Source organism: Bifidobacterium samirii (genome assembly GCF_003952945.1).
In the GTDB taxonomy this organism is placed as follows: Bacteria; Actinomycetota; Actinomycetes; order Actinomycetales; family Bifidobacteriaceae; genus Bifidobacterium; species Bifidobacterium samirii.
Genome location: NZ_QXGK01000027.1, coordinates 1 through 25,426, shown reverse-complemented (window position 1 = coordinate 25,426; position 25,426 = coordinate 1). Strand labels below are relative to the sequence as shown.

The 25,426-nt window shown below is 64.9% G+C and carries 20 protein-coding genes; 16 read left to right on the top strand and 4 right to left on the bottom strand.

Annotated features, from left to right (window positions below):
• Nucleotides 1-141 precede the first annotated feature (141 nt).
• The 4 genes from D2E24_RS09770 to D2E24_RS09755 all read left to right on the top strand — a co-directional run bounded on the left by D2E24_RS09770 (nucleotide 142) and on the right by D2E24_RS09755 (nucleotide 3,912).
• Nucleotides 142-1,320, top strand: coding sequence for an MFS transporter (locus D2E24_RS09770; RefSeq protein ID WP_206430966.1), 1,179 nt, complete (start codon nucleotides 142-144; stop codon nucleotides 1,318-1,320).
• A 208-nt stretch (nucleotides 1,321-1,528) separates the two neighbouring features.
• Nucleotides 1,529-2,602 (top strand): ABC transporter ATP-binding protein, encoded by a 1,074-nt coding sequence (locus tag D2E24_RS09765; protein WP_125969138.1) that lies wholly within the window; start codon nucleotides 1,529-1,531, stop codon nucleotides 2,600-2,602.
• 50 nt (nucleotides 2,603-2,652) lie between these two features.
• Nucleotides 2,653-3,087 (top strand): AAA family ATPase, encoded by a 435-nt coding sequence (locus D2E24_RS09760; protein WP_241222960.1) that lies wholly within the window; start codon nucleotides 2,653-2,655, stop codon nucleotides 3,085-3,087.
• A complete protein-coding gene (locus D2E24_RS09755; RefSeq protein WP_125969136.1) occupies nucleotides 3,088-3,912 on the top strand; it encodes an HNH endonuclease in 825 nt (274 codons plus the stop codon).
• A 149-nt stretch (nucleotides 3,913-4,061) separates the two neighbouring features.
• Here the strand turns inward: D2E24_RS09755 and D2E24_RS09750 are convergent, their stop codons facing one another.
• Complete coding sequence (locus D2E24_RS09750; RefSeq protein ID WP_125969135.1) at nucleotides 4,062-6,776, bottom strand: DNA gyrase/topoisomerase IV subunit A; 2,715 nt, start codon at nucleotides 6,774-6,776, stop codon at nucleotides 4,062-4,064.
• A gap of 137 nt (nucleotides 6,777-6,913) precedes the next feature.
• Between D2E24_RS09750 and D2E24_RS09745 the strand changes: the two genes are divergently transcribed.
• On the top strand, nucleotides 6,914-8,137 hold the full coding sequence (locus D2E24_RS09745) for an alkaline phosphatase family protein (protein WP_125969134.1): 1,224 nt from the start codon (nucleotides 6,914-6,916) through the stop codon (nucleotides 8,135-8,137).
• A 122-nt stretch (nucleotides 8,138-8,259) separates the two neighbouring features.
• On the opposite strand, the gene sepH is transcribed toward D2E24_RS09745, so the two are convergent.
• Complete coding sequence (gene sepH / locus D2E24_RS09740) at nucleotides 8,260-9,393, bottom strand: septation protein SepH (RefSeq protein WP_125969133.1); 1,134 nt, start codon at nucleotides 9,391-9,393, stop codon at nucleotides 8,260-8,262.
• 149 nt (nucleotides 9,394-9,542) lie between these two features.
• Between sepH and D2E24_RS09735 the strand changes: the two genes are divergently transcribed.
• From D2E24_RS09735 to D2E24_RS09720, 4 genes are all read left to right on the top strand, one after another.
• On the top strand, nucleotides 9,543-9,836 hold the full coding sequence (locus D2E24_RS09735; RefSeq protein WP_125969132.1) for a DUF4193 domain-containing protein: 294 nt from the start codon (nucleotides 9,543-9,545) through the stop codon (nucleotides 9,834-9,836).
• Complete coding sequence (dut, locus tag D2E24_RS09730; RefSeq protein ID WP_125969140.1) at nucleotides 9,836-10,327, top strand: dUTP diphosphatase; 492 nt, start codon at nucleotides 9,836-9,838, stop codon at nucleotides 10,325-10,327. Before D2E24_RS09735 ends, dut begins: the two co-directional genes overlap by 1 nt.
• Nucleotides 10,328-10,375: 48 nt before the next feature.
• A complete protein-coding gene (locus D2E24_RS09725) occupies nucleotides 10,376-12,709 on the top strand; it encodes a RelA/SpoT family protein (protein ID WP_125969131.1) in 2,334 nt (777 codons plus the stop codon).
• A 171-nt stretch (nucleotides 12,710-12,880) separates the two neighbouring features.
• Nucleotides 12,881-13,417 (top strand): peptidylprolyl isomerase, encoded by a 537-nt coding sequence (locus D2E24_RS09720; RefSeq protein ID WP_125969130.1) that lies wholly within the window; start codon nucleotides 12,881-12,883, stop codon nucleotides 13,415-13,417.
• 158 nt (nucleotides 13,418-13,575) lie between these two features.
• Here the strand turns inward: D2E24_RS09720 and D2E24_RS09715 are convergent, their stop codons facing one another.
• Entirely contained in the window at nucleotides 13,576-14,424 is an 849-nt protein-coding gene (locus tag D2E24_RS09715; protein ID WP_125969129.1) for a Cof-type HAD-IIB family hydrolase, read from the bottom strand.
• 133 nt (nucleotides 14,425-14,557) lie between these two features.
• Between D2E24_RS09715 and D2E24_RS09710 the strand changes: the two genes are divergently transcribed.
• The 7 genes from D2E24_RS09710 (at nucleotide 14,558) to D2E24_RS09680 (ending at nucleotide 24,768) form a co-directional block, all read left to right on the top strand.
• The gene (locus D2E24_RS09710) at nucleotides 14,558-16,255 is read left to right on the top strand and encodes an NAD+ synthase (RefSeq protein ID WP_125969128.1); all 1,698 of its coding nucleotides are present in this window, start codon (nucleotides 14,558-14,560) and stop codon (nucleotides 16,253-16,255) included.
• Nucleotides 16,256-16,443: 188 nt separating this feature from the next.
• Nucleotides 16,444-18,816 carry a formate C-acetyltransferase gene (pflB, locus tag D2E24_RS09705; RefSeq protein ID WP_125969127.1) on the top strand — a complete coding sequence of 791 codons (2,373 nt, stop codon included), beginning with the start codon at nucleotides 16,444-16,446 and terminating at the stop codon, nucleotides 18,814-18,816.
• 135 nt (nucleotides 18,817-18,951) lie between these two features.
• A complete protein-coding gene (gene pflA / locus D2E24_RS09700; protein ID WP_125969126.1) occupies nucleotides 18,952-19,833 on the top strand; it encodes a pyruvate formate-lyase-activating protein in 882 nt (293 codons plus the stop codon).
• Nucleotides 19,834-19,955: 122 nt separating this feature from the next.
• Nucleotides 19,956-20,558, top strand: a complete 603-nt coding sequence (locus D2E24_RS09695; RefSeq protein WP_125969125.1) for a DUF3000 family protein — start codon at nucleotides 19,956-19,958, stop codon at nucleotides 20,556-20,558.
• Nucleotides 20,530-21,849 carry an HRDC domain-containing protein gene (locus D2E24_RS09690; RefSeq protein ID WP_125969124.1) on the top strand — a complete coding sequence of 440 codons (1,320 nt, stop codon included), beginning with the start codon at nucleotides 20,530-20,532 and terminating at the stop codon, nucleotides 21,847-21,849. The genes D2E24_RS09695 and D2E24_RS09690 overlap by 29 nt, the downstream gene beginning before the upstream one ends.
• 53 nt (nucleotides 21,850-21,902) lie before the next feature.
• Complete coding sequence (tig, locus tag D2E24_RS09685) at nucleotides 21,903-23,282, top strand: trigger factor (protein ID WP_125969123.1); 1,380 nt, start codon at nucleotides 21,903-21,905, stop codon at nucleotides 23,280-23,282.
• A 154-nt stretch (nucleotides 23,283-23,436) separates the two neighbouring features.
• A complete protein-coding gene (locus D2E24_RS09680) occupies nucleotides 23,437-24,768 on the top strand; it encodes a chloride channel protein (RefSeq protein WP_125969122.1) in 1,332 nt (443 codons plus the stop codon).
• Nucleotides 24,769-24,879: 111 nt separating this feature from the next.
• Here D2E24_RS09680 and D2E24_RS09675 read toward each other — a convergent pair whose 3' ends face one another.
• A complete protein-coding gene (locus D2E24_RS09675; protein WP_241222959.1) occupies nucleotides 24,880-25,191 on the bottom strand; it encodes a type II toxin-antitoxin system Phd/YefM family antitoxin in 312 nt (103 codons plus the stop codon).
• Nucleotides 25,192-25,426: the final 235 nt, after the last annotated feature.

Here is a 25,426-nt window from a genome sequence, read left to right as displayed (position 1 = left end):
ATCGCACTCGGCTTCCGCAACCTCGACAACTACATCACCAGAAGCCTGCTCCACACCGGCGGATTCAAACACGCCATCCAAACTCACCTCTAACCACCACCCCTACACACCAAAATGCGAAGAGCCAGGAAAGGAGACATCGTGGTCAATCTGCTGCTCGCCGTCATATACATCGCCTTCATCAGCCTCGGCCTGCCCGACGCCCTGCTGGGCGCGGCATGGCCGACGATGAGCCAGGATCTGGGTGCGCCGGTGTCGTGGGCCGGCGGCATCTCCATGACCATCTCCGCCGGCACGATCGTCTCCGCATTGCTGAGCGACCGCCTGACGCTGCGCTTCGGCGCCGGCCGCGTCACCGCCGTGTCGGTCGGCATGACCGCCGCCGCGCTGATCGGCTTCTCGTTCGCCCCCAACTACTGGACGCTCATCGCGCTCGCGATCCCGTACGGTCTGGGCGCCGGCGGCGTCGACGCGGCGCTCAACAACTACGTGGCCGTCCATTATGAGAGCCGCCACATGAGCTGGCTGCACTGCATGTGGGGCGTGGGCACGCTGATCGGCCCGTACGTGATGAGCTACGCGCTCTCCGGCGGCCAGGGCTGGCCGTGGGGCTACCGGTACATCGGCCTGCTGCAGGTCGTCCTCACCGTGATGCTCATCTTCGCGCTGCCGTTGTGGAAGAGCCGCAAGGGCGCTACGGCTGCTCAGACGGACGGCGAGGAGACGACTGAGCCGCGCAAGCCGCTGGGTCTCAAGGGCGTGCTGGCGATCCCCGGCGCCAAGGAGATCATGGTGATGTTCCTGTGCTACTGCGCCATCGAAACCACGTCGATGCTGTGGGCCAGCAGCTACATGGTGCTCGGCATGGGCATCGACAAGGTGACCGCCGCCCGCTGGGCCAGCCTGTTCTGCATCGGCATCACCGTGGGCCGCGCGTTGAGCGGCTTCATGACGATGCGCTTCAGCGACCCGGTGATGATCCGCATCGGCCAGACGCTGATCTTGCTGGGCGTCGCGCTCATGCTCGTGCCGCTGCCGAACCATATGGGCGTGCTCGTCGGCCTGGTCGTCATCGGCCTGGGATGCGCGCCGATCTACCCGTGCGTCATCCACTCCACCCCGACCTACTTCGGCGAGGAGAACTCGCAGGCGATCGTCGGCGTGCAGATGGCGTCCGCCTACGTCGGCTCGATGCTCATGCCCCCGATCTTCGGCCTCATCGCCCAGTACGTGGCCATCGAACTGTTCCCCGCCTACCTGCTGTTCTTCCTCGTGCTCATGGTCGTCATGCACGAATCCCTGCGCCGCAAGCGCGGGTGACGTACCTGCGGCAATGTGCGTGACCCCGCCTCTGTGGCGGGGTCTTCGTGTATTTATCTATTTATTTGTCGTATTCTTAGGGGAAGGATTTGTCGTAGACAAAGCAATATACATGTTGAAGAGAATGTAACATTGTCGTAAGAAGATGCTACAATAATGGAATTGTAAGCATAAGGAAGTGCGTAAGCGGTTGATTAAGGAGTCAACGTTGAGTTTGGGTGCATTTCAGATAAATTTTCCTAAATTTAAAGAGAGAATGGTTGCGTACGAAGGTCCGTCTGATTCTGAAGCGAAACCGGAGACATGGTATTTTATATACGACTTCTGGGATGATTATGCGTATAGGACTTCTTTTCATGTTTATTATTCTGATATTGAAAATAAAGTTCATAAAATTGGAATCATAAAGTTTCTCATACTTGATAGTAATGGCGAAAATCTGAAGAGTTTTGAAAAAGAAAATATTGAAAAAATATTGAAGAATGCTGAAGGAGAGTATTGTTCACTTTGGGAAAAACTTGCATGCTATAGAACGCTTCAGGATCTGTTTCCAGAACAATATGAGTCCATTTTGGACACTCTTCATGATTCGGCATATTTTCCCAAGTATCGGGAAAAGTACGAAGAGTTAAAATGTTTTAAAACGTCGTTGCGAAGGCTGTCTTCGAGTGATAAGGCGTTGTCTGAAGCTAGATCATTGCTGACAATGAGGGGCTCTGAGGATAAGGATATGTCCTTTGATTATCGCATTATATCCTCCGATGGCGACTCGACTGATTTGCAATTTCGTTTTATAAAAAATGATTATCTGCCGTATCGGATAAATGCGCTTGTCGGCAAGAACGGTGTCGGTAAGAGTACGATACTTTCGCATATCGCCCATTCTCTATGTGGATATCCTGATTATGTGAAAAAAGGTGATAGTCTAGCGGCAAGCGGGGCATTTGTCGATGATGCGAATAAGCCTCCCTTCGATCAAGTGATCTATATATCGTATAATCCTTATGATTATTATGATGATGCATCCGATAACCGCCCGCATAGAGGTGTCATTGATATAGAAACTAATAATTTCGTTTTCTGTAGTATTCTAAAGAAAAATGAAGAGGATAAGCTGTATATAGCCGATCAGAGTGAATTCTGGTGTGATTGCAAGAAATCATTTGAAAAAATGAAAAACGTGGCAGGAAAAGTGATTGGCTATCCGTTATTGATGAATTCACTCCTTCTCTCGCGAATGATATTGAATTTGCTTTTGACTTTTCAGAAGAACTTAATTTAAGTTCTGGAGAAACTTATTTTATTCGTGCTTTAACGGATGCCATCGCTGGTTTGGAAGCTGAGTCGCTCATCATTCTTGATGAGCCGGAGCTGCATCTGCATCCTAATGCAATATCTTATATGATGAAGTCGATTAATGAGCTTCTGGAACGTTTTAATTGTTATGCAATTGTGGCGACACATTCGCCGTTGATTCTTCAGGAGCTACGCTCGGATTCCATTCTGGTTCTGACTCGATGCACGGCGGGGGAAGACGTATTTCTTTCAGTGCGAAGGCCCAGAATTGAATGTTTTGGGAACAATATATCTGCAATAATTTCGGATGTTTTTGAAGTTCGTCAGTCAGAGAGCCTGTTCCAAGACAGATTGCATAACTTGGTCCATGAAAAGAAAATGTCTTATGAAGAAATAACGAGTTTATTTGACGGAATGCCGTTAAGTTTTAATGCGCGGACTCTTTTGGGTAATCTATACAAAGAGGATTAGATGAAAAACGTAGAAAAAAATCTGTATGATGACTGTGGGGTTCTCCATCATATTATTAATTCTACCAAAAATAAACAAAGAAAAGAGACGCTGTCCCGTATTGAAAGTAATATATTACTAGCTTATAATCAGTATCCCACTGATTTTACTGCATTAAATGGCATAAAGCGTTCTTGTTGCAACAATGATGACGAAAGACAAAGCCTTATAAAGCTCTATAATAGTAGGGCTAAGATTATTAAAAAAATGAAAAAGGAGATTTTAAACAAGGTAGCTTTATGTCCTTATTGTTACTATGCGAATACAGTTGATACCATTGATCATTTCTTTCCTAAGAGTATTTTTCCTGAGTATTCCATCTATTCATTTAATCTAATTCCTTGCTGTTCTAAATGCAATAGAATAAAAAGCGATACGCTTCCCAGTAGTGGAAAGCGATACATTCATTTTTACGTTGATCCCATACCTGATAAAAAATGGTTCTATGTAAAACTGGCGTGGAATGCTGCTTATGATAGAGCGGATCTGGATATTACGTTGGATTCTACTGTTCTAGGAACAGATATGAAAAAACTGATAATGGGACATTTTGATAATTTAAAACTCCTATCCAAATATGAGAAGGAAATGGTGCATCTCATATCAGATTCAATGGAGTCCCTCAATGGAGAACGGGACGTGGACAGATGTTGTTGGCATTTTTCTATAAGATATAACGATGAGAAGAAGAACTATGGAGAGAATTATTATTTAACCGCTCTCTTCCATGAGCTAAGTACGAATCATGAATTCGTCAAAAATATGATTCAGTCTGTTTATGATTGATTTACTAAATCTAATGTTCATGAAGCCAGGACGACTGAATCATGGATTTTATGTAAACAGTCCAGTCTATTCATACAGCAGTGGTCCGTCACTGTATGGTGACGGACCACTATGTAATGTCAGACAATCACCTATAAAGTCCTGATTCATCACCCGACGAACGCGACCGGCGCGGCCAGGTCGACGCCAGATCCGTCGCGGCGCATGTCGGGGGAGGGGAGCTCCACCGGAGCGCCGGACTCGGTGGCCGCGTGGGCCGGCCATGCGCCGATCCACGCGAACACGAGCGTGTTCTGGCCCTTGAGGAAGCGCTGCGAGCGTACGCCGCCGGTGCCGCGGCCCTTGGTCGGGTACAGTTCGAACGGTGTGACCTTCGCGCTGCCGTTCTCAGTGCCGGGCAGCGCGTCCTTGTCGCCGGCGACGGTGAGCACGACCGCGCCGGATGCGGACGCCATCGTCTCGTCGTCCTCATCGCACGTCCATGCGATTGACCCGGCCGGCACGACGGCGAACGCCAGCACCTGACAGCCGTCGGCCAGTCGGATGCCGGCCATGCCGCCGGCGGTGCGGCCCTGCGGGCGCACGTTGGCGGCGTCGAAGGTCAGCAGCGACGAGTCGGAGGAGACGAACGCGAGTCGGTCGCCGTCGGCCGCGTCGGCCGCGGCGAGCACTTCGTCGCCGTCCTTGAGGTCGATGACGGTCCACGAGTCCATCGTCGTGGGCGCTTCGCGGTTCCACCGCTTGACGATGCCGTTGCGGGTGCCGAGCGCCAGCGGCGGCAGCGTGTCGACGCCGGGGCCGGCCGCGCCGGACGGCTGCTCCGTGTTGTTGAGCGTGCCGGTCATCGCCACGGCGGCCACGACGCGCTCGCCGTCGATCGGTTCGGTGCTTTCGGTCAGGCCCAGCAGTTCGTCGGCGTGGATGCCGCCGGCCAGCGACAGCGTGCCGTCGACGTGCAGGGCGGGCAGTTCGACCGCGTGCGCGAGCACGAGGCGTCCGGCGGACGTGATTAGCGCGTACGACGAGCGGGTCGTGGTGCGGAAGATCGACGTGATCTGGTCGTCCGGCTTGCGCGGGTCGGCGGCCGACCGCGCCTGCCACACGTCCCATGCGGCCGGGGTGGCGCGTGCGATCAGACCGGATGCGGACAGCATCACCACGCACGGTTCGTCCTCGATCTGCAGTGCGGACACGGCCGCGCCCTCCTCGCCGCTGCGTCGCGCGGCGGCGGCCGCGGCGGCCACGTCGGCGGCGGCCGACGACAGCGTGGCGGCGGATCGGGCCGCCTCCAGCATCGCCTGCTCGTCCACGTCGTCGTCGCCGTGCGCGACGACCGGCACCAGCGTGCCGTCCGGCCCCTCGTCGAGCAGCACGGTGCGTCGCGGCGTGCCGTAGCGCTTCGCCGCCTCGTCCATCTCGCGCACGACCACGCGGTCGAGCTCCTTGTCGGATGCGAGGATCTGGTCCAGTTCCTCGATGCGGCGCTTGAGGTCGTCGCGTTCGGCCTCCAGTTCGATGCGGCTCATGCGCGTCAGGCGGCGCAGACGCAGATCGAGGATGTACTGGGCCTGCACGTCGTCCAGGTCGAACACGGCGATCAGGCGGCTCTTGGCCGCGTCCGCGTCCTCGGAGGAGCGGATCACCTGGATCACCTCGTCGATGTCGACCATGGCCAGCAGCAGGCCCTCGACCAGATGCAGACGCTCCAGCGCCTTGCGGCGGCGGAACGCGCTGCGTCGGCGCACCACGGTGCGACGGTGCCCGATCCACACCTCGAGCATCTCCTTGAGACCCATCGTGTGCGGGCGGCCGTCCACGAGCGCCACGTTGTTCATCGTGAAGTTGTCCTGCAGCGGCGTGAATCGGAACAGCTGGGCGAGCACCGCGTTCGGGTCGAAGCCGGTCTTCACCTCGATGACGATGCGCGTGCCGTTGTGACGGTCCGTCAGGTCGATCGCGCCCGAGATGCCCTCCAGCTTACGGCTCTTGACGCCTTCCGAAATGCGTTCCAGCACGCGTTCGGGACCCACCATGAACGGCAGTTCGGTCACGACGATCGCCTTCTTGCGGGCCGTCACGTTCTCGATGTGCGTCTTGGAGCGGGTCGTCAGCGACCCGCGGCCCGTCGCGTACGCCTCGCGGATGCCGTTGCGGCCGATGATGATGCCGCCGCCCGGCCAGTCCGGTCCCGGCACGTAGCGCATCAGCTCCTCGAGCGACGCCTCCGGATGACGCATGAGATGCTTGGCCGCCGCGACGACCTCGCCCACATTGTGCGTGGCCATGTTCGTCGCCATGCCCACGGCGATGCCCGACCCGCCGTTGACCAGCAGGTTCGGGATGGCCGCCGGCAGCACGGTCGGCTCCTTGAGCTTGTTGTCGTAGTTGGGCGTGAAGTCGACGGTGTCCTCGTCGATGTCGCCGTTCATGCCCAGCGCGGCCGGGGCGAGCCTCGCCTCCGTGTATCGCGACGCGGCCGGACCGTCGTCGAGCGAACCGAAGTTGCCGTGGCCGTCGACCAGCGGCAGGCGCATCGCGAACGGCTGCGCCAGACGCACCATCGCCTCGTAGATCGCCGAATCGCCGTGCGGGTGCAGCTTGCCCATCACCTCGCCGACCACGCGCGCCGACTTCATGTACGGGCGTTCCGGCGTCAGGTTCATCTGGCCCATCTGGTAGACGATGCGCCGCTGCACCGGCTTGAGACCGTCGCGCGCGTCGGGCAGGGCCCTGGCGTAGATCACCGAATACGCGTATTCGAGGAACGACTTGCTCATCTCCTCGTTCAACGGCGTCTCGACGATATGCTCCCTGACCTCGCGGATATCGTACGCGGGCTGTGACGGCTTGCGCTGTGCTGCCATACGGTGCATGCTCCCCTCGTCGTAAACGGATGCGGCCGCGGACCGGCCGACCGACCATGATATCCGACCGGGCCAACCACGGCGCCGCACCGTCCGCCGAACGCCGTTGTCGTCCGGTCGATGATTGAATGGGAGCCATGAGTGTGGACGTGCCCGATATCGAAGAACTGCTGACCGCGACGCCGGTGGCCGCATACGGCGACGACGCCGACCCGGCGACCAGGGGAGGGGCGCTGCACCTGTCGTCGCTGCTGCCGGCCGCATCGGCCGCCATCGGCCATCCCGTCCCCACCGCCGTGCATCAGGACCCGGCCGCATTGCAGCGCGCGCTCGGCCTGCCCGACGCACGCTCCGCCGTCGTCGTCCTCGTCGACGGACTCGGCTACTGGAACCTCGCGATGCGCCTCGGCCACGCCCCCTACCTGCGTTCGCTGATGAACGACGCCGCCAACCAGCGGCCCATCGCCACCTGCGCGCCCAGCACCACCGTCTCCGCGATGGCCACGTTCGGCACCGGCACCTGCCCCGGCCTGACCGGCATGACCGGATACACGCAGCTCAACCCCGCCACCGGCACGATCTGCCAGCTCATCCAGTTCACCGACGCGCCCGACCCCGCAGACCTGCAGCGCCAGCCCACCGTGTTCGAGGCGCTCGCCGGCCGGGAGGTGCGCGTCACCAGCTGCGGTCTGATGAAGTTCAGGGATTCGCCGCTCACCCGCGCCGCACTGCGCGGCGGCGACTACAGGGGCGGCGTCACGCCGTTGGACCGGGTGTCCGACGCGGCGCGATCCGCCCGCGAGCCCGGCTTGACCTACCTGTACATCCGCGACGCGGACAAGACCGGCCACGCGCACGGCTGGGATTCCGACAAGTGGATCGGCGTGTTCGAACGCATCGACGCGCATCTGGCGCTGCTGCGCCGCAGCGTCCCCAAGGGCACGCTGATCGTCGTCACCGCCGACCACGGCATGGTGACCGCCGACCCTGCGCAGCGCATCGACGTCGCCGCCGACCCGACGCTGTCGGCCGGCGTGCGCCTGGTGGGCGGCGAACCGCGCTGCGTCTCGCTGTACGCCGACGACGGGGAGGACCCGTCCGCGATCGCCGAGCGCTGGCGGGATCGTCTGGGGGAGCGGGCGATCGTATGGACGCGCGACGAGGCGGTGGCGCACGGCCTGTTCGGTCCGGTCGATGCGCGCGTGCTGCCGATGATCGGCGACGTGGTCGTCTCCGCGCTCGGCGCGATGACGATCGTCGACTCGCGCACCCAGAGCGCGCAGGCGATGTCGCTGCCCAGCGTGCACGGCTCGCGCACGATGCTCGAATCCGACATCCCCTGCCTGATCGACCTCGCCTGAACGCAGGAAGGCCGGTCATCCTGACCGGCCTTCCTCTCTTCACTGCTCTCGGTCGGATCTCCGGCCGGCTCGCCTCGGTGCGGGCCGCTTTCGGCTGCCCGATTTGCTACTCGGCTGCCCGACTACTCGCCGAACAGGATCTCGTCCCAGCTGGGCATCGCCGAACGGCCCGACCTGCGCTTGGCCGGCTTGACCGGCTCGTCGCCGGCTCCGGCCGTCGGGGACGGCTGGTCGGCGGCCGCGACCGGAGCCGACGCGGCGGAACCGGCCGTCGGGGACGATTCGGCCGATGTCTCCGACGCGGCCGCGGCCGGCATGGCCGTCGTCGCCGGCTGCGACAGCGACGACGGTGCCGCAGCGTCGGCCGCGATGAGCGGCGACGACGGGTCGGGGTGCAGTGCCAGCGCCCCGGTCGGCACCGGGGCGTCGGACCGGAGCGCGTCGTCGGACGTGGACTCTGCGGAGTATGCGGCGGACTCGCCTGTCGCCGTTCCGTCTGCGGAATCGGACGCGCCCTGCGCGTGCGGATCGTCGCCCGCGGTGCGGGCGTGCGTCGGATCCCAGCGTGACACCTCGCGTTCGATGCGCACGGAACGGATCGCGTCGGCGGACGTGGGCGGGAAGGCGAACGCGGGCGCCGCGCGCCGCTGGTCGTCGGAGGAACCGAGGTTCTGCTCGCCCAGCAGCTTCTTCGCCGCGGAATTCAGACAGGTGACCGCATTGTCGCGCATGTTCCACGTCCATTCGGCACGCACCTCATGGCCGGACGCCTCGAAGAGCGCGGTGATGCGCCACGGCTCTAGACCGCGGCGCGTGGCCTGCCAGCGCAGGGCCGCCATGTCGACGAGCGCCGAGGCGAGCGTGCGCTCGATGAGCTCGGCCACGGTACGCGCGCGGCTGTCCTTGGGGGCGGGCACCGACAGGAACTGTTCGACCGCATACTGCTTCTCGGTCTCCACCGGGGCGGCGAACCGACGCACCAGCGCCTCGCCCAGCCCGTAGCGGTCGGCGACCTGCGCCGGGGTCGCGCCGGCCCTGATCAGCGCCTGGATCTGCGAGAGCGGCAGCGACTCGCCGCCGCGCGGCTGACGGGTGCGCAGCCGGGATTCGGACGCCAGCTGCTTGGCCTCGAGTACGGCGCGTTCGAGCGTGTCGTCCATGGCGACGGCGAACCGGCGGCCGGAGGCGACGAACACGAGGTTGCCCTCGCCGTCCACATGGTCGAATCGGGCTTGCTCCAGCGAGTTGTCAGGCATGCGCACACCACTTTCCTTACGGCACGGTCATCGTCGCGGCCATGCCTCACGACTCGTATTTTACGGGTATTTCGACGCGCGTATGCTATGGCGCGCAAAAGTCATGTATTCTATGGCGCAGAAGAAGTCATTCTCGAGAAAGGATCACGATGGCTCAGGACTACGATTCCCCTCGTAACAAGGATGAGGACGAGGAGTCGCTGCAGGCGCTCGGCAAGAGCTCCCAGAGCTCCTCGAGCGACATCGACGACGACGAGAACGCCATCGCCGAGGACTATGAGCTGCCCGGCGCCGATCTGAGCAACGAGGACGCGTCGGTGACCGTCATCCCGATGCAGGGCGACGAGTTCATCTGCTCCGAATGCTATCTGGTCAAGCACCGCAGCCAGCTCGCCGAGACCACCGCCGACGGACAGCCGGTGTGCCGGGAGTGCGCCGCCTGATGGTCGTGGACGTCGCCTACAACGAGCCCGAAACCGTCGAGGTGCTGGTCCGGTCGGTGAACCCCGATTATCCGGCACGACTGTTCTACGCGCACGCCGGGGACGCGGGCGCCGACCTGATCACCACCGAGCACGTCACGCTCAAGCCGTTCCAGCGCGCGCTGGTGCCCACCGGCGTGGCCATCGCGCTGCCGGCCGGCTACGTGGCGCTGGTCCACCCGCGTTCGGGACTGGCCGTCAAGCAGGGCGTCACCGTCCTCAACGCGCCCGGCACCGTCGACGCCGGGTACCGTGGTGAGATCAAGGTGCCGCTGATCAACCTCGACCCCGAGCACACGGTCGAATTCCAGCCGGGCGACCGCATCGCCCAGATGGTCATCCAGCGCTACGCCGAGGCACGGTTCATCCCCGCCGAGACGCTGCCCGGATCCGACCGCGCCGAACGCGGGTTCGGGTCGACCGGCGTGTCCTCCGACGCTCCGGCCGTCTGACCGACGGGTGGATAGAATAGACTGACGGAATCACGAGGGAGGTGGGTCATGACGGACGATGCACATGAGGGCTATACGGCCGCTCACGTACTGGGATGCGAGATCGGGTACGATCCGCTCAATCCGCTCGAGCCGATCATGGAGGCGTGCAGGGCCCACCACCCCGGCGAGGATCTGACGATCCTCGAACGCGCGTACCGTCGCGCCGTCATCCAGCATGCGCCCGACCGGCGCAAGTCGGGCGAGCCGTACATCATCCACCCGCTGGCCGTCTCGCAGATCCTCGCCGACCTGGGCATGGGACCCTCCGTCGTGGCCGCGGGCCTGCTGCACGACACGGTCGAGGACACCGACTACACGCTCGAACAGTGCCGCGCCGAGTTCGGCGACACCGTCACCGGTCTGGTCGACGGCGTCACCAAGCTGTCGAAGGTCGAATACGGCGACGCGGCGCCCGCCGAGACGATCCGCAAGATGGTCATCGCGATGAGCCGCGACGTGCGCGTGCTCGTCGTCAAGCTCGCCGACCGCCTGCACAACGCGCGCACCTGGCGCTACGTGAAGGTGTCCAGCGCGCAGAGGAAGGCCGAGGAGACGCTCGGCGTGTACGCGCCGCTGGCGAACCGTCTGGGCATGAACGCCATCAAGACCGAGCTGGAGGAGCTGAGCTTCAAGGTCCAGCATCCCAAGATCTACAACGAGATCGTGGTGCTCGTGGCGCGCCGCGCCGGCCAGCGCAGCGTGCATCTCAAGCAGGTCATCGACGAGATCAACGAGGATCTCGCCGCCCAGCACATCCACGCGACCGTCACCGGCCGTCCCAAGGACTACTACTCGATCTACCAGAAGATGGTGCGCGGCCACGACTTCGCCGACATCTACGACCTGATGGGCGTGCGCATCATCGTCGACACGCTCTCGGACTGCTATGCGGCGCTCGGCGCCGTGCACGCGCGATGGGCGCCGCTGCCGGGCAGGTTCAAGGACTACATCGCCATGCCCAAGGACAACATGTACCAGTCGCTGCACACGACGGTCGTGGGCCCCTCGGGCAAGTCGGTCGAGATCCAGATCCGCACGTGGGACATGCACCGGCGCGCCGAATTCGGCATCGCCGCGCACTGGAAGTACAAGGCGAACGGTCTGGCCGGACGCCCCCAGTCCACGCCCGACAAGTCCGACATCAAGCGCGACGCCGACACGCAGGAGCTGAGCGAGGCCGACAACCTCGCATGGATCCAGCGTCTGGCCGACTGGACGTCGGAGACGCCCGACTCGAACGAGTTCCTCGGCACGCTCAAGGAGGACCTGGGCTCCGCCGAGGTGTACGTGTTCACCCCCAAGGGCCAGATCGTGTCGCTGCCGGCGAACGCGACGCCGGTCGACTTCGCCTACGCGGTGCACACCGAGGTGGGCCACCGCACGATGGGCGCGCGCGTCAACGGCAGCCTCGTGCCGCTGGACACCAAGCTGGAGAGCGGCGACACCGTCGACATCATCACCTCCAAGTCGGAGAACTCCGGCCCGTCGCGCGACTGGCTCAACTTCGTCAAGAGCCCCAAGGCCCGCAACAAGATCCGCGCATGGTTCTCCAAGGAGCGCCGCACCGAGGCGATCGAGGAGGGCCGCGAGGAGCTGACGCGCGCGATGCGCAAGCGCAGCCTGCCGGTCGGCATGATGATGGCCACCGCGGCGCTGGTCGGCGTGGCCGACGAGCTGAACCTCTCCAGCGTCGACGCGCTGTTCGCCGCGATCGGCGAAGGCCAGGTGTCCACGCAGAACGTCATCACCCGTCTGGTCAAGGACATCGGCCACGACGAGGTCACCGAGGAGGCCGAGCAGGAGGCGCTGCCGCTGCGCCAGCCCGACACGTCCAAGCGCACCACGAGCACGCTGGGCGTGGCGGTCAAGGGCGTGGACGGCGACGTGTGGGTCAAGCTGGCCCGCTGCTGCATGCCGGTCCCCGGCGACGAGATCGTCGGTTTCATCACCCGCAACCAGGGCGTGTCGGTGCACCGCGCCGACTGCCAGAACATGATGGACCTCTCGCGCCGGCAGAGCGAGCGCGTCGTGGGCGTCGAATGGACGAGCACCAAGGGCCTGTTCATGGTCAAGATCCAGGTGGAGGCGCTCGACCGCCAGCACCTGCTCAGCGACATCACCCGCGTGCTGGCCGACCACGGCGTCAACATCATCTCCGGCTCGCAGACCACCGGCCGCGACCGCGTGGCGGTCAGCCAGTTCAGCTTCGAAATGGCCGAACCGCAGCACCTCAACCGTCTGCTCGCCGCCGTGCGCAAGATCGACGGCGTGTTCGACGTGTACCGCATCACCGGCTCGAAGGACTCGCAGGAGCCCAGGCTGCGCCGCATGAACCAGTAGCCATGAGCCAGTAGTGGGGGAGTCGCCGCCCGGCGGCTCCACGGGTCCTCCCTCGCCGTGCCCTGCCGCGCGGGGGCCGCTGCGTTTCCGACGGTTCTCCCTCCGGCCGCCTCCCGCATCCGGGCCGGCGCGTGCGCGCTTGGTCCGGAGGCTTTGCGACACTGATGTGCCATGACTACCGTTATCATGCACACCTCCGAAGGTGACATCACCATCAACCTGTTCGACGATCAGGCCCCCATCACCGTGAAGAACTTCATCGGTCTGGCCACCGGCGAGAAGGAGTGGACCGACCCGTTCACCAACCAGCCGTCCCACGACCCGTTCTACAACGGCCTGACCTTCCACCGCATCATCAAGGACTTCATGATCCAGGGCGGCTGCCCGCTGGGCACCGGCACCGGCGGCCCCGGCTACGACTTCGACGACGAGATCGTCCCCGAGCTGCGCTTCGACCGCCCGTACCTGCTGGCCATGGCGAACGCCGGCCTGCGCCGCGGCATGGACGGCCGCATCCACGGCACCAACGGCTCGCAGTTCTTCATCACCACCGTGCCGACCCCGTGGCTCGACGGCCACCACACGATCTTCGGCGAGGTCGCCGACGAGGAGTCCCGCAAGGTCGTCGACCGTCTCGAGGCGGTCCCGACCGGCCGCGGCGACGCGCCGCTCGAGCCGGCCATGATCGAAAGCGTCGAAGTGCGCTGACCCGGCCGACGTCGCCGTGACGCGGCGACGTGACACGATACGCGACAGGGGCGTCTCCACCGCATCGGCATGCGGGGGAGACGCCCCTGTCATATACGGCGGATGCGCGCCGGCCGGCCGGGCGCGTCCGCCACGCGGCGTCGGTGGGATGACGCCGGTCAGAGGACGCCGAAATGCGTCAGCGCGTTGAGGATGCCGTCATGGTCGACGTCGTCGGTGACGTAGTCGGCGGCCCGCCGCGCCGGCTCGGTCGCGTTGCCCATCGCCACGCCGATGCCGGCGAACTCGAGCATCGTCGCGTCGTTGCCGCCGTCGCCGAACGCGATCGTCTGTTCGCGGGTCCACCCGTAGCGGCGCATGAACCGCTTCATGCCCTCCGGCTTGCCGCCGTCGGCCGGGATCAGGTCGGTGAAGTCCGGATGCCAGCGCACCCCCTTGACGTTGCGGCACAGCGATTCGATCTCCCGCTCCTGCTCGACGCTGACGTACGGGCTGACCTGGAACGTCGCATGGTCGCCGATGCGCGCATGCGGGTCGTCGACGAACACCTTGGGCGCGGTCTTGCCCAGACTCTCCCATGTGGCGCGCATCGCGTCGGTCACCTGATTGAAGTACACGTAGTCGCGCTCGCAGAAGTTCGCCACCACGTCCGGATGCGCGTCGAGCCACGCGCTGATCGTGCGCACGTCGTCCGGATCGAGCGACGACGACTCGACGTAGCCGGAATCGTCGAAGCAGTACTGGCCGTTGAGTCCCACGATGCCGTCGAAACGCACCGGGATCGTGTCGAGCACTACCGCCATATGCGAGGGCGCGCGCCCCGTGCAGATGAACACCTTGACGCCGCGCTCCTGCAGCCGGTGCAGCGCCTCGACCGTCGAATCCGGCACGACATGCGTGACGAAGCTCGTCAGCGTGCCGTCGATGTCGAAGAAGGCGGCGCGGATGTCCCGTCCGTCCGGCAGCCCCGCCGTACCGGCGGCGGCATCCGCATTGATCGTCGTCATGATGACCTCCCCATTCGTGCGCGCACCGGTGCGTGCGCCGTCGCCTCCAGTGTAGGCCGCCCGGCGAACCGCCGCGGCCCGCTGCGGCCCGCTGCGGCCGGTCCGGCCCCGTACGGCACTACACTAGGGAGGCATGACTCAGATTCGTTTCGCACTCGCCCAGATCGACACCTGCGTGGGCGACCTCGACGCCAACACCGCCAAGATCCGGGACTACGCGCACCGGGCCGCCCAGGGCGGCGCCCGCGTCGTCGCCTTCCCCGAAATGACCCTCACCGGCTACCCGATCGAGGACCTCGCGCTGCGCGCCACGTTCCGCCGCGCCGCCTGGGACAAGGCCAACGCGCTCGCCGCCGACCTCGCCGCCGACGGCCTGAGCGACCTGTACGTGGCGGTCGGCACCGTCGGCACCGACCACGACTCCGACAAGCCGCGCAACCGCATGGTCATCCTGCACGACGGCGTCGTCTGGGCGCGCTACGACAAGCACTTCCTGCCCAACTACGGCGTCTTCGACGAGGCGCGCATCTTCTCCGCCGGCCCCGGCGCCATGGCCTTCGACGTCGACGGCGTGCGCATCGGCGTCGCCATCTGCGAGGACATCTGGCAGGACGGCGGCCCCGTCGCCGAACTCGCCGCCCAGGGCGTCGACGTGCTCATGACCATGAACGGCTCCCCGTACGAGGAGGGCAAGACCCACGTGCGCCGCGACCTCGCCGCACGCCGCGCCGCCGAAGTCGACGCCCCTCTCATCTACGTCAACCAGGTCGGCGGCCAGGACGACCTCGTCTTCGACGGCGGCAGCTTCGTCGTCGACCGCGACGGCGCCACCGTCACCCGCGCCCCCATGTTCATGGAGCACCTCGGCTTCTTCGACCTCGACACCGACGCCGCGCACCAGAGCGCCGGCGAGATCGCCCCCGACATGGACCCCGACGAGGAGGTCTACACCGCCTGCGTGCTCGGCCTCAAGGACTACATGGCCAAGAACCGCTTCCGCGGCGTCTGCCTCGGCCTGTCCGGCGGCATCGACTCCGCGCTCGTCGCCGCCATGGCCGCCGACGCCGTGGGCGGCGCCAACGTGCAGGGCATCTCCATGCCCAGCATGTACTCCTCCGACGGATCCAAGGACGACGCCGCCGACCTGGCCGCCAACCTCGGCGCCGCCTACGACGTGCAGCCCATAGAACCCCTGTTCGTCGCCTACCAGAACCAGCTCGACCTCGACGGCGTCGCCGCCGAGAACCTCCAGGCGCGCATCCGCGGCGTCATCGTCATGGCCTACTCGAACGCCAAGGGCCTGCTGGCGCTCGCCACCGGCAACAAGTCGGAGCTGGCCTGCGGCTATTCGACGATCTACGGCGACGCGGTGGGTGGCTACGCGCCGATCAAGGACCTGCTCAAGACGCGCGTGTGGGAGCTGTCGCGCTGGCGCAACCGCGCCGCGACCGCCGGCATGGGCATCGGCGGACTGCACATCGTGGGCAACGAGCGCGGCGACGCCGGCACGCCGCTGCCCGACGGCGTGATGATCCCGGTCAACTCGATCGAGAAGGCGCCCAGCGCCGAGCTGCGCCCCGGCCAGAAGGACTCCGACTCGCTGCCCGAATACGACCTGCTCGACCGCGTGCTCGCCGCCTACATCGAGCACGCGCACGGCCGCGCCGACCTGCTCGCCGACGGCTTCGACGAGCGCACCGTCGACACGGTGATGCGCCTGGTCGACCGCGCCGAATGGAAGCGCCGCCAGTATCCGATGGGACCGAAGGTGACCGCGCTGGCGTTCGGCCGCGACCGCCGCCTGCCGGTGACCGCCGCGTTCCGCGAGTAGCCGTTCCGCAACGCTCCGAATCCGCCCGACGCCATGCGCCGGGCGTTTCCATAGGCGCCGGCGTGAGCGGTCACATCCAAATGTGACCAAGCTCACGCCGGCGTCCAGCCTGTTCCCAGCTTCGGTCGGCTAGAATCGTCAACCGTAAGGCAACGACGAAGGTGCGTTGCACGACACCAAGGAGTGATATGGCAGCAGTAGAGAATGCAGTCTCCCAGGAAGAGCTCGAGGCCAAGGCCTGGGCCGGCTTCACCGAGGGAAACTGGCAGAAGGATATTGATGTCCGCGACTTCATCCAGAAGAACTACACCCCTTACGAGGGCGACGAGTCCTTCCTGGCTGACGCCACCGAGAAGACCAAGCATCTGTGGCAGTACCTCGACGACAACTACCTGGCCGTCGAGCGCAAGCAGCGCGTCTACGATGTCGACACCCACACCCCGGCCGACATCGACGCCTTCCCGGCCGGCTACATCGAGTCCCCGGAGGTCGACAACGTGATCGTCGGCGTCCAGACCGACGAACCGTGCAAGCGCGCCATGATGCCGAACGGCGGCTGGCGCATGGTCGAGCAGGCCATCAAGGAGGCCGGCAAGGAGCCGGATCCGGAGATCAAGAAGATCTTCACCAAGTACCGCAAGACCCACAATGACGGTGTCTTCGGCGTGTACACCAAGAACATCAAGGTCGCCCGCCACAACAAGATCCTCACCGGCCTGCCGGACGCCTACGGCCGCGGCCGCATCATCGGCGACTACCGCCGCGTCGCCCTGTACGGCGTGAACACCCTGATCAAGTTCAAGCAGCGCGACAAGGACTCCCTGCCGTACCGCAACGACTTCACCGAGACCGAGATCGAGCACTGGATCCGCTTCCGCGAGGAGCACGACGAGCAGATCAAGGCCCTCAAGAAGCTGATCAACCTCGGCAACGCCTACGGCCTCGACCTGACCCGCCCGGCCCAGACCGCGCAGGAGGCCGTGCAGTGGACCTACATGGGCTACCTCGCCTCCGTCAAGAGCCAGGACGGCGCCGCCATGTCCTTCGGCCGCAACTCCGCCTTCTTCGACTGCTACATCGAGCGCGACCTGAAGAACGGCGTCCTCGACGAGGCCGGCGCCCAGGAGCTCATCGACAACATCGTCATGAAGCTGCGCATCGTGCGCTTCCTGCGTACCAAGGACTACGACTCGATCTTCTCCGGCGACCCGTACTGGGCGACCTGGTCCGACGCCGGCTTCGGCGACGACGGCCGCACCATGGTCACCAAGACCTCGTTCCGTCTGCTCAACACCCTGACCCTCGAGCACCTCGGACCGGGCCCCGAGCCGAACATCACCATCTTCTGGGATCCGAAGCTGCCGGAGGGCTACAAGCGCTTCTGCGCCAAGATCTCCATCGACACCTCGGCCATCCAGTACGAGTCCGACAAGGAGATCCGCGGCCACTGGGGCGACGACGCTGCCATCGCCTGCTGCGTGTCCCCGATGCGCGTCGGCAAGCAGATGCAGTTCTTCGCCGCCCGCGTGAACTCCGCCAAGGCGTTGCTGTACGCGATCAACGGCGGCCGCGACGAGATGACCGGCATGCAGGTCATCGACAAGGGCGTGATCGACCCGATCACCCCGGAGGCCGACGGCACCCTCGACTACGAGAAGGTCAAGAACAACTACGAGAAGGCTCTCGAGTGGCTGTCCGAGACCTACGTCGAGGCGCTGAACATCATCCACTACATGCACGATAAGTACGCGTACGAGTCCATCGAGATGGCGCTGCACGACAAGGAGGTGTACCGCACCCTCGGCTGCGGCATGTCCGGCCTGTCCATCGCCGCCGACTCCCTGGCCGCCGTCAAGTATGCCAAGGTGTACCCGATCTACAACAAGGACGCCAAGGACATGGAGGGCCACGAGTACGAGTACGTCGAGGGCGCCGATGACGATCTGATCGTCGGCTACCGCACCGAGGGCGAGTTCCCGATGTACGGCAACGACGACGACCGCGCCGACGACATCGCCAAGTGGGTCGTGTCCACCGTCATGGGCCAGGTCAAGCGTCTGCCGGTCTACCGCGGCGCCGTCCCGACCCAGTCCATCCTGACCATCACCTCCAACGTCGAGTACGGCAAGAACACCGGTTCCTTCCCGTCCGGCCACGCCAAGGGCACCCCGTACGCCCCGGGCGCGAACCCGGAGAACGGCATGGACTCCCACGGCATGCTGCCGTCGATGTTCTCCGTCGGCAAGATCGACTACAACGACGCGCTGGACGGCATCTCGCTGACCAACACCATCACCCCCGATGGTCTGGGCCGCGACGAGCAGGAGCGCATCGGCAACCTGGTCGGCATCCTCGACGCGGGCAACGGCCACGGCCTGTACCACGCGAACATCAACGTCCTGCGCAAGGAGCAGCTCGAGGACGCCGTCGAGCACCCGGAGAAGTACCCGCACCTGACCGTGCGCGTCTCCGGCTACGCGGTGAACTTCGTCAAGCTCACCAAGGAGCAGCAGCTTGACGTGATCTCCCGTACGTTCCACCAGGGCTCCGTCGTCGACTGACGGTGAACCCCGCGTGAGACGCGGATGAACGACGAAAGGGGTGGGGCCCGGCGCCCCGCCCCTTTCTTACGTTTCCGGCGCCGCCGGCATGCGCGGCGCCCACGACGTTTCCATACGACCTGAAGGAGGACCGCGATGAGCGAGACGACCCGCTTCCGCACCACCACCCGCCACATGCTCAAGGAATCTAAGACCTACGCCCGCCAGACCCTGATGGGAGGCCTGTCCGGATTCGAATCGCCGATCGGCCTCGACCGGCGCGACCGCATCGCGGCCCTCAAGAGCGGCGACATCGGCTTCGTCCACTCCTGGGACATCAACACCTCGGTCGACGGCCCCGGCACGCGCATGACCGTGTTCATGAGCGGATGCCCGCTGCGCTGCCAGTACTGCCAGAACCCCGACACGTGGAAGATGCGCGACGGCAAGCCCGTGTACCTCGACGCGATGATCGCCAAGGTCGACCGCTACAAGGACCTGTTCAAGGCCACCGGCGGCGGCATCACGTTCTCCGGCGGAGAGTCGATGATGCAGCCGGCGTTCGTGTCGCGCGTGTTCCGCGCCGCCAAGGAGATGGGCGTGCACACCTGCCTCGACACGTCCGGCTTCCTGGGTGCCAACTACACCGACGAGATGCTCGACGACATCGACCTGTGCCTGCTCGACGTCAAGTCCGGCGACGAGGAGACCTACCGGAAGGTCACCGGCGGCACGCTCGCCCCGACCATCGAGTTCGGCCAGCGCCTCGCCCGCGCCGGCAAGAAGATCTGGGTGCGCTTCGTGCTGGTGCCCGGCCTGACGTCCTCCGAGGAGAACGTCGAGAACGTGGCGCGCATCTGCGACACGTTCGGCGAGGCGATCGAACACATCGACGTGCTCTCCTTCCACCAGCTGGGCCGCCCCAAGTGGCATGAGATGCGCATCCCGTACCCGCTCGAGGACCAGAAGGGGCCGAACGCCGCGATGCGCAAGCGCGTCGTCGAGCAGTTCGAATCCCACGGCTTCGTGGTCTACTGATCCGTACCCATCCCGGGCCGGACGGGGGAGGCGGCCTCGTTCCGACGGCGGGCCGCCTCCCCGTTCATGACGCGGGCGTGGCGCAGCCGGGAAACGCCCGGCGTGCGCATTAGCCTAGATGCATGGCTGAGATCTACGCTTTCCCCGGGGACGCGTCTCGACGGCCCGGCGAAGGCGCCGGTCCGCGACGTCCCGAAGGCGTGCCCGACGAGGTGTGGCGCGCCGTCGAATCGGTGCGCGCGATGGAGCGCGTGCCCGGAGTGTCCTACCGTGAACTGCCCATCCCCACGACGATGGCCGACTACGGCATCGGCGTGGCCGTCGACTGCGTGTCTGGCGACGCGCACGCGTCCGGCTGGGTCGCCGTCCTCTACTCGCATCGCACGCGCCGCGACTGGGGGTCGCGCTGGCGGTGCGTCGCCTTCGCCGGCATCGACCTGCCGGAACGGGCCGACGACGCGTTCGCGCCGCGACGATGCTGGAACCGGATGCGCGCCCACCTCGCCGGCCACGCCGCCGGCATCGACGGCACCGTCACCATCATCCGCGACACCGCGTTCGGCAAGGCGCGCACCGCGCGGGCGCCCGGTTGCGAGCTGCGCGTATCATGGACGCCGCTTGACAAGCAGGGGAGCGGACCGGACGCCGGAACGCAGGTGATGCTCTGGTCCCGCTTCGTCAGATCCGCCGTAGTCCATGAGGAGGAACCGCCCGTTGACCGCTGAGCCGAGGCTGCAGACCGAACCACGCGCAGGCGTACCCGACGTGACCGACACGCCCGAAGGATACCGGGACGTATGCGCCCGATTCGCCGCGGCCGACGGCCCGCTCGCCGCCGACGCGGAACGCGCGTCGGGATTCCGGTACGGCCACGAGGACTGGCTCGTCCAGTTCAAACGCGAAGGCGCCGGCATCGCCCTGCTCGACCCGGTCGCGCTCACCCGAGCCGGCGTCGACTGGTCCGAATTCGACCGGGCAGTCGGCGACGCCGTATGGGTCATCCACGACGCCGCCCAGGACCTTCCCGGATTCGCCGACCTGGGACTGCGGCCCAAGGCCCTGTTCGACACCGAGGTCGCGGCGCGGCTGCTGGGCCTGCACCGCTTCGGCCTGACGGCCGTCACCGAACACTATCTGGGCATCACGCTCGCCAAGGAGCATTCCGCCGCCGACTGGTCGTACCGTCCGCTGCCGCGCGACTGGCGCAACTACGCGGCGCTCGACGTCGAACTGCTCATCGAACTCGAACGGCTCATGCACGCCGACCTGAAACGCCATGGCAAGGAGGCATGGGCCGAGGAGGAGTTCTCGCACGTCCTGGCCGACGGGCTCGCCCCGCGCAAGCCGCGCGCCGTGCCGTGGATGCGCATCTCGCGCATCAACACGCTCAGCCGCGACCACCGCGGACTGGCCGTCGCCAAGGCCCTGTGGGAGGAGCGCGACCGGCTCGCCCGCGAATACGACATCGCGCCCAGCCTGCTGCTCGCCGACTCGTCGATCATCGAGGCGGCGACGCGCAAGCCGCGCAACGCGCGCGAGTTCCGCGCCATCCGCTGCCTCAACGAACGCGTGCGCATGCAGTCGGGCGGCGCCCAGGACAAGATGTACGAGCGCTACGCGCCCATCCAGCGCAAGGTCAAGCCGTCGGTGTGGCGCGAGGCGATCCGCGGCGCGCTGGAGCTCAGGCCCGACGAATGGCCGGTCGTGCCCTCCGCATCGTCGTCGGCGTCGCATGCGGACGACGGCGCGGGCAACGCGCCGCGCTCGCTCAAGGTGTGGGAGGCCCGCCATCCCGACCGCTACGAACGTCTGCGCCGGGTGCGCAGGGTGCTCAACGGCATCGCCGACGACACGCGCACGCCCGTGGAGATGATCCTCAAACCGCAGATCGTGCGCAACCTGTGCTGGACCGACGACCCGGCCTCGCTCGACGTCGCCGGATTCCTCACGGCGCAGGGCGCGCGCGACTGGCAGGTCCGGCTTGTCGCAGCGTCCGTGAGTAGGGTTATCATGTAACGGTTGCCTTTTGGCAGAACTATGACAGTAACGAATTTTCAGGAGCGTCTAGCGTGAAGATCAGCGTCAGGAACCTCGAGCCCACCAAGGTGAAGCTCACCATCACCGTCGACCCGGAGGAGTTCAACCCCTTCCTCGACGAAGCCCGCAAGGAGATCGCCAAGCAGGTGACCGTCCCCGGCTTCCGCAAGGGCCACGTCCCCGGCAAGATCATCGACCAGCGCATCGGCTTCGCGGCCGTCGCCGGCGAGGCCGTGAACAACGGCGTGCCGGAGCTGTACTCCCAGGCCCTCGAGGAGAAGGGCATCCGTCCGATGGCCCAGCCGGAGATCGACGTGCAGGAAGTGCCCGCCTCCGCCAAGGACGAGACCAAGCTCAAGTTCACCGCGACCGTCGAGCGCCGCCCGGAGATCGAGCTCCCGGAGCTCGAGGGCATGACCATCGACGTCGCCAAGCCGGAGGTCACCGACGAGGACGTCGCCGCCCGCCTCGAGACCCTGCGCCAGCGCTTCGGCACCCTCGTGGGCGTCGACCGCCCGGCCGCCAAGGGCGACTTCGCCAACATCGACCTGACCGCCGAGATCGACGGCGAGACCGTCGACTCCCAGGAGGGCGTGAGCTACGAGCTCGGCTCGGCCACCATGCTCGACGGCATGGACGAGGCCCTCGAAGGCCTGTCCGCCGGCGAGGAGACCTCGTTCGAGGGCACGCTGGAGGCCGGCGACCACGAGGGCGAGAAGGCCCTGATCAAGGTCAAGGTCAACTCCGTCAAGGCCGAGGAGCTGCCGGAGCTGGACGACGACTTCGCCCAGGACGCCTCCGAGTTCGACACCCTGGACGAGCTCAAGGCCGACATCCGCAAGTCCCTCGAGCAGGACAGCGCCGCCCGTCAGGCCACCGAGGCCCGCGACGCGTTCCTCACCAAGCTGGCCGAGGGCCTCGAGATCCCGGTCCCGAAGGGCGTCAAGGCCGATGCTGCCGCCGAGCACCTCAAGGGCATGACCCCGGATCCGGAGACCGCCACCAAGGAGCAGAAGGACGAGGCCGAGGCTGCGGCCGAGAAGGAGCTCAAGGACCAGATCCTGCTCGACACCCTCGCCGAGAAGATGGACGTCAAGGTCTCCCAGGCCGACGTGTTCAACTTCCTCGCCTCCATCGCCCAGCAGTACGGCATGGATCCGAACGCCTTCATCTCCGCCATCGTGCGCAACAACCAGCTCGGCTCCGCCGTGGCCGAGGTCGGCCGCTCCAAGGGCCTGCTCGCCGGCATGCGCGCCGTGTCCTTCACCTGCGAGGGTGAGGCTCTCGACCTGAGCGCCTTCCTCGGCGAGGAGGAGTCCGACGAGGACGAGTCCGTGGCCGCCGCTTCGGCCGCCGCCGCCGTCGCCGACGAGATTGCCTCCGCCGACGAGGCCGTCGAGGACGCCGAGTGATCTGACCCCGTAGGGGCACATCGCATCTGAGGGCTTGGAACCGTGTGGTTCCAAGCCCTCATTGATACCCGCCGCATGCATCGCGCGACCGCGCCGGCATCGGCGGACCGCGGCACGACGACCGTGCCGCCGGAGAGGACCGGGAGAAGACGACATGCAACCAACCATCACCCTACGCCGCGTCGGCTGGATGGCCGCGGCGACGCTCATCCTCGGCACGCTCATCGGCGTGGGCGCCGGACTGCTCACCCTGCTGCTGTACGGCATCGAATCGGTGATGCTCGGCTACGTCGAGAACGGGTCGATGCCCGGCCCGTTCGGCGTGGCCCCGGTCCGCCGGCTTATTTCGGTGACGGTCGGTCTGGGCGTGGCCGGCGTCATCTGGTATCTGCTGCGCCACCGCACCGCGAAGGTGCCGTCGGTCAAGAAGGCCGTCGAGGGGGAGCGGATGCCGATCTGGCAGACGCTCGCGCACGTCGTATTGCAGATCGCCATCGTCGGTTCCGGCTCGTCGATCGGCCGCGAGGTCGCGCCGCGCGAACTCGGCTCGATGCTCGCCCAGCGTCTGTGCGATCTGATGCACATCGACGGGGAGCGTGGCCTCGACCGGCGCATGGTGGTTGCCGTCGCCGCCGGCGCGGGCCTGGGCGGCGTGTACAACGCGCCGCTGGCCGGCATGTTCTTCGCCGTCGAGGTGCTGCTCGCCGAAGTGACGATCGAGAAGGTCGCGTTCGGTCTGGGCATGTCGGCGGTGGCCGCGTTCGTCGCCACGAGCATCAAGGGCCACCATGTCTTCTACGACATCTCCGGACTGCAGGACGAATCCACGCCCACGCTCATGCTCGTCGCCCTGCTCATCGGCGCGGCGTGCGGCGCGGCCGGCGCCACGTTCCGCCGCTGGTCGTCGTGGGCGGAGAAGCACAAGCCGTCCGGCACTGCGATCCTGTGGATGATGCCGCTGGCCGGCGTCGTCACCGGCGTCGTCGCCATCGCCGTGCCGCAGGTCATGGGCAACGGCCGCGCCGCCGCCCAGCTGGGCTTCGCCACGATGCCGACGACCGCCGGCGAAGCCGCGTCGGCGTCGTCGCCGTGGGCGCTGCTGGGCATCGCCGACCGCGGTTCGCAGCTGGCGATCGTGCTGGGCGTGTTGGCGCTGACGTTCGCCGCGAAGGCCGCCGTCACGCTGCTGACGATCCGCGCCGGCGCGTCGGGCGGCGTGCTCCAGCCCGGCATCGCGCTCGGCTCGACGCTCGGCGCGATGGTCGGCGTGCTGTGGGTGCTCGTCTTCCCCGGCGACTCGGTGACCGCCTGCGCGCTGATCGGCGCCGCCGCGCTCCTGTCCGCCTCCCAGCAGGCACCGCTGATGGCGATGTGCCTGGTGATGGAGCTCACCGAAGCCCCAATCGGCTTCTTCGTGCCCGTCGGCTTCGCCGTCGCCGCCTCGTCGCTCGTCTCCCGCTGGATCATCGACCGGTCCCGCTCGTGAATCCTTACGGGGCTTTTCTGCCGTGACGGCGGCGGAAAAGCCCCGTTGTCTATATCACGTTGCGACGTGCGGATTCCTTGGTGGACGTCGACCCATTTGATAGGATTCCGTTCAGTCGATCTCCACGTCTACGAGGTCGGTGTCACTGTAGTTGAACGTCGGCTCGCCGAAGACCTGTTCGTGAGTGAGATACTCGCCATTCGAATTCGCCAGACGCTGCTCCGCTTCGAGCTGGAGAGTGAAGTTCTCCCGCGCCTCGGTCGGCTTAATGTAGTCTTCGGGACTGATGCTGACGGTGTGCGGCTTGTTCTTCGGGGCAGCTGGTGGATTGCCTTCCGAAATGCTGCTGAATGTTTTCGAGGTGCCGCCTTGGTTGAAGTCACCGACAGAGACCAGATGGTCCGGCAGGTCTGCTCCTCTCATGATGCACATCCCCTCCTTATATTCGGATACAGTTTAGCGTGTATAGGACTTGCCGCGGCTCAGATTGTCTTTTTGTATGTCCGGATGTTGCCGAAGGAGCCGGTAAAGTGGCTCTTCGCATTTTGGTGTGTAAGGGCCGTGCGGTTTGATTCGGTGTGTGATTGAAAAAATGAATGAAACCGCGCGGCTTGGTATTGAGTCTAGCGCGTTCGACGGCCGGGTCCTGCTCGGCCTG